The sequence below is a fragment of the Sphingobacterium ginsenosidimutans genome (genome assembly GCF_039536865.1).
Classification (GTDB): domain Bacteria; phylum Bacteroidota; class Bacteroidia; order Sphingobacteriales; family Sphingobacteriaceae; genus Sphingobacterium; species Sphingobacterium detergens.
In genome coordinates, this window is sequence record NZ_BAAAZK010000002.1 from 1 (window position 1) to 15958 (window position 15958).

A 15958-nucleotide genomic window follows, 5' to 3' on the forward strand; every position below is an offset into this window, starting at 1 on the left:
TTTGTTCTTATTTATTTCATTTTGCCGCTAACTCGCTGTGAACTTGGCGGATTCTTTTTGTGAAACAGGATCCCGGGGGGCTCCGGGGGACAAAAAAGGCTGGTTATATCAGGATCTGCAGCGGATACGCAGTGGAAAGGCCGGATTGCCTATGGGCTAGACTTACGCCGCAGCAGCGCAAAACCGGGGAATGCAGTGGAAAGGTCGCAGCAAGGCCAGCTATACGCAAAAAAACAGTGAAGGGATAAAAGTGCATGGGCAGCAGAAACCGGGGATCAGGGAAGCAAGGAACCGCGACAGTCACTGCCAGAGGGGGCTGAAGGGTATTTTCAAACGGGCGCTCCTCGGGATCTGCTCACCCCTTCTTCGCCCTTCCTTCGGCCTCCACCTATCGTTTACCTATCCTTTCCCTATCCATTCCCTATTGTTTGGATAGGTGAACGATAGGTAACGGATAGAGAATATATAGAGAATTTCCGAACAAAGGGCGAGGCGTGGACGAACGAGACCCGAAACGCAACCGAAAAAGGCCAAGTACGCGCGGATCGACCGCAGGGAAACAGCTCCTGAGCACAAACTCACGGCGCAAAGGCCGGAGATGGGCCGCAAGTGTGGATACCCTGGACCACAGAATGGATAGAAACGGATGTCTCAAGGGAAAAGGGATCCGCAGTGCTCACTTCCATATGGAACCCCTGCCATTTTAAGCCAGAGGGAATAACTCAGTGGGTGCCGCCCCCCTCTTCCCTTCCTCTTAAACCGGTCTTGCCTCCGATCAAAACCCAACTATGGGACTAGCGTGGTCATATATCATATCCAGCAGTTCTCACCCTCCCGACTCTAGTGGCAACACAAGAGATAAACCTCGGGACTGTGACCTACCTCCGTCGGGACAGCTTTGCTATCTGTCCGTAGTGTCTCCATGTTGAGTCCGTGCTGAGTCCGAGTCTAACACGCTAGAACAGCGGTAGCAATCCGGTCAAACCCTACCAGCATCTGCACTCACACTCGTTTAAAGCCCGATTCGGTCCCGAACAGCTCCCGAATCACAGCTAAAAAAAAACCAAAATAGGCCAAACACTCGGACTCACTGACTGGAAACGCAGTTTTTTGAAGTAAAAGCATTCAAAAAACTGCATTTGTTAAACATAAAAATACGATAAACCAGACTATATTATTGTTACAACACAAACCCTTGATAATTATCAAAAACAAGTGGTTTGTCTTTTTTTTTATGTAGATTTATCTTCTTATAACAATCTCCAAAGTGATGAGCAGAACTACCCTGAAAGATATAGCCTTAGAACTCAATATTTCTGTTTCGACAGTTTCCAAAGCACTATCAGACAGCTACGAAATCAGTGAAGCAACTAAAAAAACGGTTCAGGAGTACGCTAAAAAGCACAATTTCCACCCCAATAAGTTGGCACGAAGTTTAAAAATCGGGAAATCAAATACCATTGGAGTCATTGTTTCCAATATCAGTAATACATTCGTATCTCAGATTCTCGATGGAATTCAGATCGCTTCCCAGCAAACCATCTACGATGTTATCTTTATGCAAAGTAGAGAGGATGAACGTGTAGAAAAGAATTGTATAGATGTTTTAAGAATGCGAGGCATAGATGGGCTAATGATAGCCCCTGTATCTTCTGGGTCAAATATTGAGGAGCTTAAAGACCTCATTAAAGCTAAAATACCTGTTGTTATCTTTGACCGCATCAATCACAAATTAGACACATTCAAAGTCGGAGTCAATAATTTTCAAGGAGCATACAATGCAACCCAACACCTTATTCAACAAGGAAAACGGAATATATTACATATCACAGGAAAAAACCTAGGGGTTGCCGAAGAACGTTTAAGTGGTTTTAAAGCAGCTCTCTCTGATGCAGCCATACCTTTTAATGAAAAGCATTACATCGAATGTAGCTTTAACAGCACAATTGATTTAGACAAGAGTATAAGAGAAATTATAATCAAAGAGTATATTGACCATAAAAATATCGATGCAATTTTCGGTGCAACGGATGTCATCACGACAAGAACATTAGGCATTTTAGCAGAACTTAGGATTGAAGTTCCGACGGAGGTTGCCGTCATTGGATTTTCCAATACACAAATTGCAGCTTCATTAAACCCTGCACTGTCAACTGTCGTACAACCTGCAACTGAAATCGGTGAAATAGCAACAAAAAAACTGATTGATACCATCAATCAGACAAGACCGATTCACGAATTTGAAACCATAGAACTTCCGACACAACTTGTCGTAAGAAAATCTTCGTTATAACCCCTTGCCTTTTACATCGAGAGAAAATAACAAAAAAACAGTCGGAGATAATAGCTTAAGCTATTATCTCCGACTGTTTTTTTATACTATAACCTTGTCATCAGCGAAAGTAATCAGTATGATTATTATCGTAGACTACTCACCAGCAATTCCATATTCCAGTCCCCGCAATTCAGCTAAACCTCTTAATCGGCCAATAGCAGAATAACCAGGGTTTGTCACCTTGTTAAGATCGTCCAGCATCTGATGTCCGTGATCAGGTCTAAAAGGAATAGCAGTAGATCGCAACTGGTTTTCGGTAACCAAAATTTGCATAATTTTATGCATATTCACATCCCCATCCAAATGGTCTGCTTCATAGAAACTACCAATAGTATCTTTCTTGACATTACGCAAATGGACAAAGTTTACCCGCGCCTTTACCTGCTCTAATATTGCTGGCAAATCATTGGTCTGGCTAGCTCCTAAAGAACCTGTACAAAAACAGATACCATTGAATTGTTGCGGAACTTCACGCAAGATATAGCCAAGATCTTCACCATTGCTAGCAATACGTGGCAAACCCAAAATCGGATATGGTGGATCATCAGGATGGATCGTCATACAGATACCGTTTGCTTCACATACCGCAGCAATTCCGTTTAGAAAGTAGACCAGATTTCTACGCAAGCCATCCCTTCCAATATGTTTATAGGTATCAATACTGGCTTTTAATGCATCCAATTCCACATTTTTTTCTCCCGGAATCCCCATCAGAACAACATTGGCCAAGCTATCTTTTTGTTGCTCGGAGATTTCCCCGAAGCGCGCTGTTGCTCTTTTGACAATATTTTCTGAATAGTCCTTTTCAGCATCAGCTCGTTTTAAAATAAAGATATCAAAAAGCGCAAGGTCAATCCAGTCAAAATAAAGGGCCTTTGAGCCATCTGCCATCACCAGATCCAATTGCGTTCTGGTCCAATCCAGCACAGGCATAAAATTGTAACAGACTGTTTTAATACCGCATTCCGCAAGATTAGCTAATGTCTGGTTATACTTGGCGATATATTCATCAACTCGAGGTCCTTTTGTTTTAATTTCTTCATGAACCGTTACACTCTCTACCACTGACCAAACCAAACCCGCATCTTCAATAATACGTTTTCGTTCCTGAATATCGGCAAGAGGCCAAACCTCACCATGAGGAATATGATGCAGCGCTGTAACGATACCCGTCGCGCCTGCCTGTTTAACATCCTGCAAGGATACTGGATCGTTGGGACCATACCAACGCCATGTTTGTTCTAATTTATTCATCTCAAAATTTCGTTAAACACCACACCATGCATTAAAACCACCATCTACAAAGACTGTCTCACCAGTTACAAAAGCCGAGGCATCGCTCAATAGATAAATTAAAGTTCCTTTCAATTCCCGTGGATCTCCCAATCGGTTATAAGGTGTTCCGCTAAGTATCCGCTTGGTACGTTCGCTATAACTACCATCTGGATTTATCAATAGATTTTTGTTTTGTTTGGTCAGGAAGACACCTGGAGCAATTGCATTGACGCGAACTTGATCACCATAACGCTGTGCAAGTTCCGTTGCCATCCATTTTGTATAACCATCAATACCGTGTTTGGCAACTGTATATCCCAATACCCGTGTGAAAGGTCTGCTTGCTGTCAAGGAGGAGATATTTACGATGGCTCCTTTTCCGCTTTCTGCAATTACGCGACCAATAATATGTGTTGGGATAATGGTTCCATAGAGGTTTAGTTCGATCGCTTTAATCGTATCTTGAATGTTACTAGCAAATAGATCTTGGTCAGCTCCTATTGTCGCGCCCGGAATATTTCCGCCAACAGCATTCACAAGAGCGTCTATTCGCCCCCATTTATCAAGAATTTCATCCTTTGCTCTACTGACATCCTGTTCGTCCATGATATCAACCTCTACAAATATGGCCTCCCCTCCGAGAGATTCAACTTGCTGTACACGTTCCTTTCCGATCTGCTCGTTACGCCCAAGAATAGCAACTTTTGCCTCTGCCTCAGCCAACGCTTCCACAAATGCCTCACCAAGAATCCCCGTACCACCTGTGATCACGACAACCTTATCTTTTAATGAAAATGGATTATTACTCATGTATTTCTATTTCAAATTGGTATTTATCCCCAATTTTATTGATAATAACCTTAATTACAAAAAAAAGTAATTAATTTAATTACGATAACGTTTTAGTTATTTCAATTTATTTTTCCACTTCTTCCGTTGTTTCATCATCAAACAGAATTCTTACTGAGGGGGTATAGGTATCATCATGCTGCCCTGACTTATTCGCCCAAAAGAAAGCACATAAAAACACCAACGCTAATAAGACACTACAACCGATCAGAATATACATGATTTCCATAACAACTATAGTTTATGACGTTTTGCATACCATCTTGTCATTAAGCTGGTAAATGAGATAATTGTAACTGTACTTATCGGCATCAAGATTGCCGCAAACAAGGGCGACATAATTCCCTGAATAGCAAAACTTAACCCGATTATATTATAGAGCAATGATATCCCAAAGCTCATATGGATTACCTTTACAGCATCTTTGCTGAAAGCAAATAAATCCGATAATTTTGAAAATGATTCGCCGTCTAAAATAGCATCACATCCAGGTGAAAAGTTATTGATATCATCACTGACAGCAATCCCTAAATCTGCTTTACGCAATGCTCCGGCATCATTCAATCCATCCCCGATCATACAGACATGTTTTCCTTCTTGTTGAAATTGCTGAATGCGCCCCAATTTTTCCATTGGTGATTGGTTAAACATCAAGCATGCTTCCGAAGGAAAAATCAATTTTAACGCATCCAGGCGTCGGTCATTATCTCCCGATATCAGATGCAGGTCGTAATGAGGTCTGAAATCTTCGATCAATGCCGACAGACCAGCTCTCCATGCCTGTTCCATGGTGAAATATCCTTTCAGCTCATCACCGATACGTATGAATACGACAGATCCGTCAGTCTTGATATTTCCTATGTTCAAAAAATTAGCGCTACCAATTCTGACGACTAGGCCTTCAATTACTGCCTCCATCCCCTTTCCCGGAAACTCTTTAAAATTTCGTACTGGGATATCTGAGCACACATCCAGCCATTTCACAATCTCTCGGCTCAATGGATGGCTAGAATTTCGACATACCGCATTGACCAATTTTCTTTCATTTGTGCTAAGTGTTCCCTCAAAATAAATTGAGGTTGCTTTAGGCGACGAAATAGTCCCGGTTTTATCGAAAACGAGTGTATCTATTGTTGCCATCTGTTCGATTGCCGCTGTATTTTTGACATAGAATTTGTTTCTATCGAAAATACTTAATGCCGCAGACAGGGTAAATGGAGAGCTCAACGCCAATGCACAAGGACATGCGATAATCAGCACTGCCGTAAAAGCTCCCCAGGCCCTATTGGCGCTACCGTCCACAGCCCAATACAGCGCTGCAAAAAAAGCGATCGCCAATAAAACAACAGTAAAATATTTACTTATAAAGTTCACAAAAGTCTGAAAGTGCTTATCGTAATCTTTATAGTTTTCATTATTCCATAATTTGGTCAGATACGACTGTGAAATCGGCTTTATGACTTCCAATTCGATTGCCTCACCAGTCTGACGCCCCCCAGCGTAAATAATTTCCCCTAAGGTTCTACTCACAGGGCTCGATTCTCCGGTCACAAAACTAAAGTCAATCGCTGCGTCACCTTTTAATAATATGGCATCCGCCGGGATAATCTCATTGTTACGAACAAGGATACGGTCACCGATATGAACATCGGCCAATTGCACAGGTTTGTCCCCTTCTTCAGTAAGTACAGTTACCGCAACGGGAAAATAGCTCCGGTAATCCCTTTCAAAAGAAATATGGTAATAGGTCCGCTGTTGCACCCATTTTCCGATCAGAATAAAGAAGACCAAACTACATAAGGTATCTGTAAAACCAGCTCCAGTCTGCGTTATTACTTCGAAGGCCGAACGTAAAAACAGAACCAAAATACCCAAGGCCAAAGGGACGTCCAGATTCAACCTTTTTTGTTTCAAACTGAAATAAGCGGACTTAAAGTAGTCTGAAGCACAATACAACAAAACTGGCAATCCAAAAGCTAAATTGATATAACCGAAAAAACTTGCATACTCCTTTTCAAATGCTCCCATACCAAAGTAGTCCGGAAAACTAAATAACATCGAATTTCCGAAACAGAATCCAGCTACTGCAATCTTGGCAACCAAGGGATTCAGGTTATTCTTATTCCCCTCTTTAACAACATCCTGCAGCGTAATTTTGGGATCGTAACCGATATTAGCTAATAGATATACTAAATCTTTGAGCGGAAGTAAAGTGTGATTAAAAGTAATGCTTGCTTGTTTTTTCATAAAGTCCACACGGGACTGTAGCACATTTGGATTTAGCCTATAGAGATTTTCTAACAGCCAAATACATGAGCTACAATGGATAGCAGGAATATAAAAGGTAATGATAGTTATCTTATCATCCTTAAAATCGACTAATTTAGCCGCAATCTGTGGCTCATCTAAATACGAAAAATCTGCTTGTTTTTCTTTATTGGATTTCCCAGGATACTGATTATAACGGTAGTATTGTTGCATCCCCCCATTGTGCAAAACCTGATAGACCGTTTGGCATCCAAGGCAGCAAAAATCATGATCATCGAGATGGTAACCTGTTTCATCGATTTTGTCTCCACAGTGGTAGCATTTCTCGATTTGTTGTACTTTTTCCTTTGTTACCGCCATATCCCAATTAAATTGCTTCACTAAATAACTGCATTTTTGTACGCAGCTTCAAAAAACGTTGATCAAAGGCCATACAGATATTCCGTAGAAATGAACGTCCGATCGCAGTGCACCGAATCAGATCTCCTTCTATACTGACTAAGCCATCCTGGACTAATGTTGACAATTCTTCTTTGATCTGAGCAGTTAAATCCGATGTGGGATCCAATTGTACTTTACCTTTACACATCATATCAAGGATATAACGTCTTATGACCAGATCCTCTGCATTAAGTATATGTCCTTTCACGACAGGCAATACACCTGATGCGATCAGCTTGTGATATTCTTCAACTGTTTTTACATTTTGTGCAAAACCACCCCAAGCATCGCTGATTGAGGACACACCAATCCCAATTAATAAGGGGTTAAACCGATCCGCATACCCCATAAAATTTCGGTGCAAGCGTTCCTCTTGGAAGGCCAAATAAAGTTCATCCTCTTTTTTTGCAAAATGGTCCATCCCGATATCCGCGTAGCCTTGTGCCAGGATCAGCTTTTTTCCAAGATTGTAAAGTGCTAGTTTGGCAGTACCCTTTGGCAGATCCGCCTCCGTATAATGCCGCTGCCCGGGTTTCAACCAGGGCACATGGGCATAGCTATAAAAAGATATCCGATCTGGCTTGAGCAGCATGGATTTTTCAATGGTATCCTGTACAGATGCTTGGGTCTGCTTCGGCAATCCGTAGATTAAATCAAAATTAATAGATTCAAAACCGATCTCTCTGGCATTCAGCATCACCGCTTCCACTTCTTCAAAGGTCTGCTGTCTATTGATCATAAACTGCACCAAAGGATCAAAATCCTGTATCCCTAAGCTGAGACGACGGAAGCCTAGGTCGAAAAGAATCTGTAAGTGTTCGGTTGTGGTATTAGCAGGGTGCGCTTCAAATGAAAAAGAGCGATCTGCTGTAACATCGACATGTTCAAGGATCCCCTCTATCAACAATTTCAGGTTCTCGGGTTGAAAAAATGTCGGTGTACCGCCACCCAAATGTATTTCTGACACGAGCGGCCTCTCACCTTTGAAAACAGCCAGATACATCTCCCACTCCTTTAGAAGAGCAGCAATGTAAGGCAGTTCAACCTGATGATTTTTTGTGATACGCGTATTACAGCCACAGTAGGTGCATAGGCTTTCGCAAAATGGAAGATGTATATACAGACTTAATCCCCTATCCTTTGACTGTTTGAAAGTACGGTATACCTGATCCATCCAAGCATCAATAGAAAATGTTTTCTCATCCCAAAATGGGACAGTTGGATAACTGGTGTACCGTGGTGCTGCAATATTATATTTCTGCACCAGCTCCGCCATAGTCCTGTCTTGTGTACTCATTGAAAATTATTTTTTGCACAGTCATTTAAACAACAACATGCTTTACCAACACATTTTTCCATCCCCCAGAGATTGAGATTCCGAACAGTCTGTTCTGCCAGTCCTTTTGGGCTTTGATCCTCAAAAGGTGCATTCGCAATCTGAATACTTAAAGCGCCTGCCTTCACCAAATCGATATGGGATGTTTCTTTACTCCTAGTCATGATCTTATTGATCCCTAATTCCTTCAAATTAAGTAGCATTTTATCATCCAAAATATCTCCTCCTGAGATGACAATCGCATCCTTTCCGCGCGCATAATTTTGAGTTTCGGCATTTAATCCGTTTGAAATCAAGGTGAGATCATGCTGTTTTGCATTAGCTAATGCCCAAAACTCCTTTTCAAATGACCTCACATTATATACAACTACTTTCATTTTGAATTCTACAATCAACCACGTATAAGTTTATCCTAAAAACAAAATTAGCTCATAGCTCAGCCCAAAAACATGATACAAGACCATGCCTGATAATGATATATATCACAATTACACAAAAAGGGTGTATCCGAAGAATTCAGACACACCCTTTTTTGTATTGATATTTATAAACCGTAAGCCCCAAAGCTCACGCAATATTTACTTGTTACTGTTTTACATCCCTCAAGTTTTTGATAGAATTGATGAAAATCTTTCCTTTTTCCTTCGAGATCAGTTTTTCCTCCTTAAAATCAGAAAGCATACGTGAAACAGTTTCATTTGCCGTACCGGCTATCGAAGCAATTCCATCTCTGGTGATATCAATTGTACAGGCATTGACCTCATTGATATTAATTCCACTTTTTTCGGCTACACTGATCAGCGCATTGGCCACACGTTTACGGACAGAATGATAGGCAAAACCCAACAGTTGTTCTTCTTTTTCACGAAGGTCAACAGAAAGCAATTTGATAAACTTACTTGCTATAGCTGGCTTTTTCCACAAAAGTTCCAAAAAGGCGTCTTTCGGGATTAAAATAACCTCGCTCGGTTCAACAGCCTCTGCATAATCTTCATAGTTCTCATTCAACAACACCGAAGCGTAACCAAAATAATTTCCTTCGATATAAATTCCGGTTGACAACTCGCGTCCATCTTTGTATGATTTAAAGCTTCGGATCTGCCCCGATTTGACATAATAGACATAAGTAGGTGAATCGTCTTTCTCAAAGATTGACTGTTTCTTCTTTAGCGTTTTCACCCGCGAGTTGGCGAGCAATTCCTGTAGCAATAAAACCTGCTCCTCTTCACTCAGATTTAGATCAGCGTCTTCGGGCGTATCAGCGGATAACTGCTCGTGCTTTTTTAAACGAACCTCAATCGCATTCATCAGTTCCACGTCGTCAAAAGGTTTGGTCAGGTAATCATCAGCCCCCATCTCCATTGCCTTGCGCATATCTGCACGTTCGGCTTTGGCCGTCAGAAAAATAAAAGGAATTTTTGCAGTGCTTTCTATTTTGCTCAACATAAATAGTACACCATAACCATCCAATTCAGGCATCATGATATCACAGAGAATCAAATCAGGAATATGCCGGGTTGCCAAATCAACTCCTATCCGACCATTCTCCGCTGTAATAACATCATACCGTCCTGTCAACTCCAAAATCTCTGTTGTCCCCTCTCTAATGTCAATATTATCCTCAATAATTAGAATTGTCTTTTTATTTTTCATCTTATTTATCCTTCAATGGCTGATGAGAGCTCGCCTGTTTATCTTCAATGGGTCCTCTAATGCCTTGCATTTATTTCATAAGTTCATTAGCACAGATTTTCTCCACTGCTAAGGTTAAGCTTACGCCTATTCAAAACTAACTTTAAATGATGTTCCTTTGTGTACCTCCGATACAAACTCCATTTTACCCTGCATAAGTTCAATATATCTTTTCACGATATTCAACCCTAATCCCGTACCCGGAATATTCCCCGTGTTATGCGCTCTAAAAAAAGGTTCAAACAAATGCACCTGATCTTCTTCGGGAATACCGATACCGTTATCTTTGACCGAAATCGAACAGCCATCGTCATCAATACAGGTTGTAAATTCAATTAATGTATCTTCGCCCGAGTATTTGATTGCATTGGAGATCAAATTCACCAAAGCATTTTTCAATAGATTCTGGTCCAAAGAAAAATGTCCGATCTCGCCCGTATGTTGATACACAATATGCTGATTTTTCTTACAGATCAATTGCATTTCCTCCGTAATCTCCTCAGCCAGTTCCACCAAATTAATGTACTGCTTGTTCATGACTACAATACCCGCCTCCAATTTTTCCAATGAGAGAAAATCGTTCAAAATACTGGTCAGGAGCTGCACCGCACCTTTGATCTTGTTGGTGTGTTTAATGATACTCGCCTTATCATCGGGGCGATCCGCATATTTTTCGATCAACGAAGCCGACAATTGAACGGAACTTAAAGGTGTGCGAAACTCATGTGAAGCCATGGAAACAAAACGCGATTTAAGCTGGTTAAGTTCAATTTCTTTCTCCAAAGATTTAGAGACCTCGGCCTTTGCTTTTTCCAGCTCCGAAACCATCGATATTAGATCACGGGTTCGCTCACTGACTTTATGCTCCAATTCGGCTGCATGCTGTTTTAGCATGTCCTCAGCAGCCTTCTCGCGTGAAAGATCATGGATAAATCCCGTGAAAATATTTTTATCCTTAAGCCAGACTTCACTGACCGCAAGCCGGAATGGAAATGTTTTTCCATTCTTCTTTAATCCCATCACCTCCCGACCGATTCCAATAATTTTCTTATGGCCAGTCGTTTGATAATTATGGATATAATTATCATGATTACCCCGATCAGGTTCAGGCATTAACATTGAAACATTATGTCCTATAACTTCTTCGGCATTATAACCGAACAATTCTAAGGCAGCAGGGTTAATGCTTTCCACATTCCCCCTGTTGTCAATGGTGATAATACCATCAATTGCATGGTCTATTATAGCCGCCAGAAGCCTTCCGCCTTCCATGATCATCGTTATTTCACCAATTTTTTGTATTTAATACGATGTGGAGTCACATCCCCCAAACGTTTCTTGCGGTTCTCCTCATACTCAGTATAGTTACCTTCAAAGAAGTACACTTGAGAATCACCTTCAAAAGCAAGAATATGTGTACAGATACGGTCCAAGAACCATCTATCGTGGGAGATCACCACAGCACAACCACCGAAATTCTCCAAACCTTCCTCTAACGCGCGCAATGTATTAACGTCAATATCATTGGTCGGCTCATCGAGTAAAAGCACATTTGAGCCTTCTTTCAATGTGATCGCCAAATGGACACGATTACGTTCTCCACCAGAAAGCACGCCAACTTTCTTTTGTTGATCAGCACCATTAAAGTTGAATTTGGATACGTATGCCCTGGAATTTACCGAGCGATTGCCTAAGATCATATTATCATTACCACCAGTGATATTTTCCCAAACAGATTTTTCAGGATCCAGATCATGGTGCATCTGATCGACATAACCCAATTTGACCGTCTCGCCTACTTTGAACGACCCCGTATCTGGTGTCTCCTGACCTGTGATCAAGCGGAATAAAGTTGTTTTACCTGCACCATTTGGCCCGATAATACCAACGATACCGGCCGGGGGCAACATGAAACTTAAATTTTCAAATAAGATACGGTCACCATAAGCCTTGGAAATATCTGTTGCTTCAATAACAGAGTTACCCAAGCGTGGTCCTGGAGGAATAAACAACTCTAATTTTTCTTCGCGTTCTTTGGTTTCCTCAGAAGCTAATTTTTCATAGTTATGAAGACGAGCTTTAGATTTGGCATGACGGGCTTTTGGAGCCATACGTACCCATTCCAACTCACGCTCCAAAGTTTTCTGACGTTTGGTTTCTTGCTTTTCTTCTTGTGCCAGACGTTTAGCTTTTTGATCTAACCACGAAGAATAGTTCCCTTTCCAAGGAATTCCCTCACCACGATCCAGTTCTAAGATCCATCCTGCGACGTTATCCAAGAAGTAACGGTCGTGGGTTACGGCAATGACAGTTCCTTTATACTGTTTCAAGTGTTGTTCTAACCAGTCAATAGACTCTGCATCCAAGTGGTTGGTCGGCTCATCAAGCAATAATACATCTGGTTCTTGTAATAATAAGCGACATAATGCTACACGTCTGCGCTCACCACCTGACAAATTGGCAATTTTGGCATCAGGTTCTGGACAACGTAATGCATCCATTGCTCTATCCAATTTGGAATCGATTTCCCAAGCATTTGTTGCGTCAATTTTATCTTGTAATTCACCTTGTCTTGCCAACAATTTATCCATTTCATCTGGATTTTCGTAGACCTCAGGCAAACCAAATTTTTCATTGATTTCTTCGTATTCTTTTAAGGTTGCCGTAATTTCGGCAACACCTTCCTGCACAATTTCAAGTACGGTCTTTTCGAGATCCAATTGGGGCTCCTGTGCCAAATATCCCACAGAGTAACCTGGAGAAAACACGACTTCACCCTGATACGATTTGTCCAAACCCGCAATAATTTTCAATAATGAAGATTTTCCGGATCCGTTCAAACCGATCACACCGATCTTGGCACCATAGAAAAAAGATAAATAGATATTTTTTAGAACTTGTTTTTGAGGCGGATAGATTTTGTTGACTCCCGCCATCGAAAAAATAATCTTCTCGTCTGACATAAAATTTAAAAAAATTGGAAAACTCTTGTTATATTAACATACAAATGTAATCTTTTATACTGACATTTTGGACGTATAATGGTCATGGCTTAATTGTTGATGACATTATTTAAAATAATTTTAAGGTTTGAAATGTAGAATTTACTACATTTATATATCCTTAATATAAAACAGAAAGGTATTCAATGGAAGCAAAATTTTCACCGCGCGTAAAGGATGTTATATCGTACAGTAGAGAGGAAGCTTTGAGATTGCGTCACGATTATATAGGCACAGAGCATTTGTTGCTCGGCCTGATTCGTGAGGGCGATGGAATGGCGATCAAAATCCTTAAAAACATAGGCATTGACACAACTGCCCTACGTCAATCTGTGGAGGACGCAGTGAAGGGGGCATCTGTATCACGTGCACCTATTGGCAACATGCCGTTAACTAAACAAGCTGAAAAAGTGCTGAAAATAACTTATTTGGAAGCGAAAATTTTCAAGTCAGATATTATTGGCACCGAGCACCTATTATTGGCTATCTTGCGGGATGAAGATAATATCGCTTCGCAGATTTTACAGCAATATAATGTGACTTATGACATCTTCAAATCTGAAGTTGAGCAAAATAGAACCACCATTAAGGATGAAGCTCCAGGCTCTCCTACCGGTGACGATGACTTTGCTGAGGATGATCAATATATCCAACCTAAAAAGGTTTCGGATATTAAATCCAAAACACCTGTATTGGACAACTTTGGTCGAGATCTGACCAAAGCTGCTGAAGAAGGTAGATTGGATCCTATTGTAGGTCGTGAAAAAGAAATCGAACGTGTATCACAGATCTTATCACGTCGTAAAAAGAATAATCCGTTATTGATCGGTGAACCTGGAGTAGGTAAATCGGCTATAGCAGAAGGATTGGCGTTACGCATCGTGCAACGTAAAGTATCACGTGTATTGTTCAACAAGCGTGTGGTTACTTTAGATCTTGCCTCTCTTGTTGCCGGCACGAAATATCGGGGTCAATTTGAAGAGCGCATGAAAGCGGTCATGAATGAACTGGAAAAATCACCGGATGTGATTTTGTTTATTGACGAAATCCATACCATTGTTGGTGCTGGTGGTGCTTCGGGCTCTTTGGACGCTTCTAATATGTTTAAACCAGCCTTGGCAAGAGGAGAAATACAATGTATCGGTGCGACTACACTGGACGAATACCGTCAATATATTGAGAAAGATGGTGCTTTAGACCGTCGTTTCCAACGTGTGACTATCGAGCCGGCTACACATGATGAAACTGTAGAGATCTTGAATCGTATCAAAGAGAAATATGAGGATCACCACAATGTGACTTATACGCCAGACGCGATTGAAGCCTGTGTGTCATTGACAACACGTTATATTACGGATCGTTTCCTACCAGATAAAGCGATTGACGCATTGGACGAAGCAGGTTCACGTGTACACTTGAACAATATCCATGTACCACAATCCATTATTGATATCGAGAATAAAATCGAGGAAGTCAAATTGGAGAAAAACAAGGTTGTTCGTAGTCAAAAATACGAAGAAGCTGCTAAACTACGGGATACAGAGAAAAAGCTTATCGACGAGTTGGAGAAAGAGAAGATTGCGTGGGAAGAAGAAACCAAATCTAAGCGATACACTGTTTCCGAAGAAAATGTAGCGGAAGTTGTGGCGATGATGACTGGTATCCCAGTGCAACGTGTCAGCCAATCCGACAGCCAAAAACTGTTGAATATGGGTGAACTCATGAAAGGAAGAATCATTGGTCAGGACGATGCCGTCGGTAAATTGGTTAAAGCCATCCAACGGACACGTGCCGGACTGAAAGATCCTAAGAAACCAATTGGTTCCTTTATATTCCTAGGCCCTACTGGTGTCGGTAAAACAGAATTAGCGAAAGAGTTAGCTCGATTTATGTTTGATACTGAAGACGCATTGATCCAAATTGACATGAGTGAGTACATGGAGAAATTTGCCGTGTCACGTTTGGTCGGAGCGCCTCCGGGATATGTAGGTTATGAAGAAGGTGGACAGTTAACAGAAAAAGTACGCCGTAAACCTTATGCAGTGGTGCTTTTGGATGAGATTGAGAAAGCTCACCCTGATGTATTCAACTTGTTACTGCAAGTATTGGATGAAGGTCAGCTGACCGATAGTTTGGGCCGTAAGGTAGACTTCCGTAACACAATTATCATCATGACCTCCAACATTGGAGCACGTCAGTTGAAAGAATTTGGTCAAGGTGTAGGTTTCACTACAGCAGCAAAATCACAACAAACAGATGCACACTCCCGTGGAGTAATTGAAACTGCATTAAAAAGAGCTTTTGCTCCAGAGTTTCTGAACCGTATTGACGATGTTATCGTTTTCAATTCATTGACAAAAGAAAATATCTTCAAAATCATTGATATCGAATTGAAATCATTGTTTAAACGAATTGCAGATTTAGGTTATATCATTAATCTGACGGAAGAGGCAAAAGATTTCATTGCTGATAAAGGCTATGACAGTAATTTTGGTGCACGTCCATTAAAACGGGCAATTCAAAAATATCTGGAAGATCCAATTGCAGAAGAAATCCTCAAGGGAAATGTGCAAACAGGTTCAGTTTTAACTGTCAGCATCAATCCGGAAACCAAAGATATTGAGGTCTCTAGCTCAGATCCGAAGTCTTCAAAAGATACAGCTGAGAAATAATCGCTTGCTGTACTCGAAATAATTTCAAGAAAATGCACCATTGTGGTGCATTTTTTGTTATAAAAAAGGTTGACGTTAAACTTTCGCA

General features: G+C 41.0%; 11 protein-coding genes. 2 read left to right on the forward strand and 9 right to left on the reverse strand.

Annotated elements, in window-relative coordinates; genetic code table 11:
- Positions 1-1270: 1270 nt before the first annotated feature.
- Positions 1271-2293, forward strand: coding sequence for a LacI family DNA-binding transcriptional regulator (locus ABFX33_RS00010; RefSeq protein WP_257092107.1), 1023 nt, complete (start codon positions 1271-1273; stop codon positions 2291-2293).
- Between the two features lie 135 nt (positions 2294-2428).
- On the opposite strand, the gene uxuA is transcribed toward ABFX33_RS00010, so the two are convergent.
- The 9 genes from uxuA to ettA form a co-directional block, all read right to left on the reverse strand.
- Entirely contained in the window at positions 2429-3589 is a 1161-nt protein-coding gene (uxuA, locus tag ABFX33_RS00015; protein ID WP_346083464.1) for a mannonate dehydratase, read from the reverse strand.
- 12 nt (positions 3590-3601) lie between these two features.
- The gene (locus ABFX33_RS00020; protein ID WP_120259989.1) at positions 3602-4420 is read right to left on the reverse strand and encodes an SDR family oxidoreductase; all 819 of its coding nucleotides are present in this window, start codon (positions 4418-4420) and stop codon (positions 3602-3604) included.
- Between the two features lie 106 nt (positions 4421-4526).
- Positions 4527-4688 carry a cbb3-type cytochrome oxidase assembly protein CcoS gene (gene ccoS, locus ABFX33_RS00025; protein WP_120259988.1) on the reverse strand — a complete coding sequence of 54 codons (162 nt, stop codon included), beginning with the start codon at positions 4686-4688 and terminating at the stop codon, positions 4527-4529.
- 5 nt (positions 4689-4693) lie between these two features.
- A complete protein-coding gene (locus ABFX33_RS00030) occupies positions 4694-7108 on the reverse strand; it encodes a heavy metal translocating P-type ATPase (protein ID WP_346083465.1) in 2415 nt (804 codons plus the stop codon).
- Positions 7095-8465: an oxygen-independent coproporphyrinogen III oxidase gene (gene hemN / locus ABFX33_RS00035; protein ID WP_346083467.1), complete on the reverse strand. Its 1371-nt coding sequence runs from the start codon at positions 8463-8465 to the stop codon at positions 7095-7097. Before hemN ends, ABFX33_RS00030 begins: the two co-directional genes overlap by 14 nt.
- The gene (locus ABFX33_RS00040) at positions 8462-8881 is read right to left on the reverse strand and encodes a Rossmann-fold NAD(P)-binding domain-containing protein (protein ID WP_120259985.1); all 420 of its coding nucleotides are present in this window, start codon (positions 8879-8881) and stop codon (positions 8462-8464) included. The genes hemN and ABFX33_RS00040 overlap by 4 nt, the downstream gene beginning before the upstream one ends.
- A 208-nt stretch (positions 8882-9089) precedes the next feature.
- Positions 9090-10157 carry a response regulator gene (locus tag ABFX33_RS00045; protein WP_346083469.1) on the reverse strand — a complete coding sequence of 356 codons (1068 nt, stop codon included), beginning with the start codon at positions 10155-10157 and terminating at the stop codon, positions 9090-9092.
- Positions 10158-10283: 126 nt separating this feature from the next.
- Positions 10284-11468 (reverse strand): PAS domain-containing sensor histidine kinase, encoded by a 1185-nt coding sequence (locus ABFX33_RS00050; protein ID WP_120260039.1) that lies wholly within the window; start codon positions 11466-11468, stop codon positions 10284-10286.
- Between the two features lie 8 nt (positions 11469-11476).
- Positions 11477-13159, reverse strand: a complete 1683-nt coding sequence (gene ettA, locus ABFX33_RS00055) for an energy-dependent translational throttle protein EttA (protein ID WP_121127395.1) — start codon at positions 13157-13159, stop codon at positions 11477-11479.
- A gap of 185 nt (positions 13160-13344) precedes the next feature.
- Here ettA and ABFX33_RS00060 point away from each other — a divergent pair, with 185 nt between their 5' ends.
- On the forward strand, positions 13345-15870 hold the full coding sequence (locus ABFX33_RS00060; protein WP_120259982.1) for an ATP-dependent Clp protease ATP-binding subunit: 2526 nt from the start codon (positions 13345-13347) through the stop codon (positions 15868-15870).
- The last annotated feature ends 88 nt before the right edge of the window (positions 15871-15958 follow it).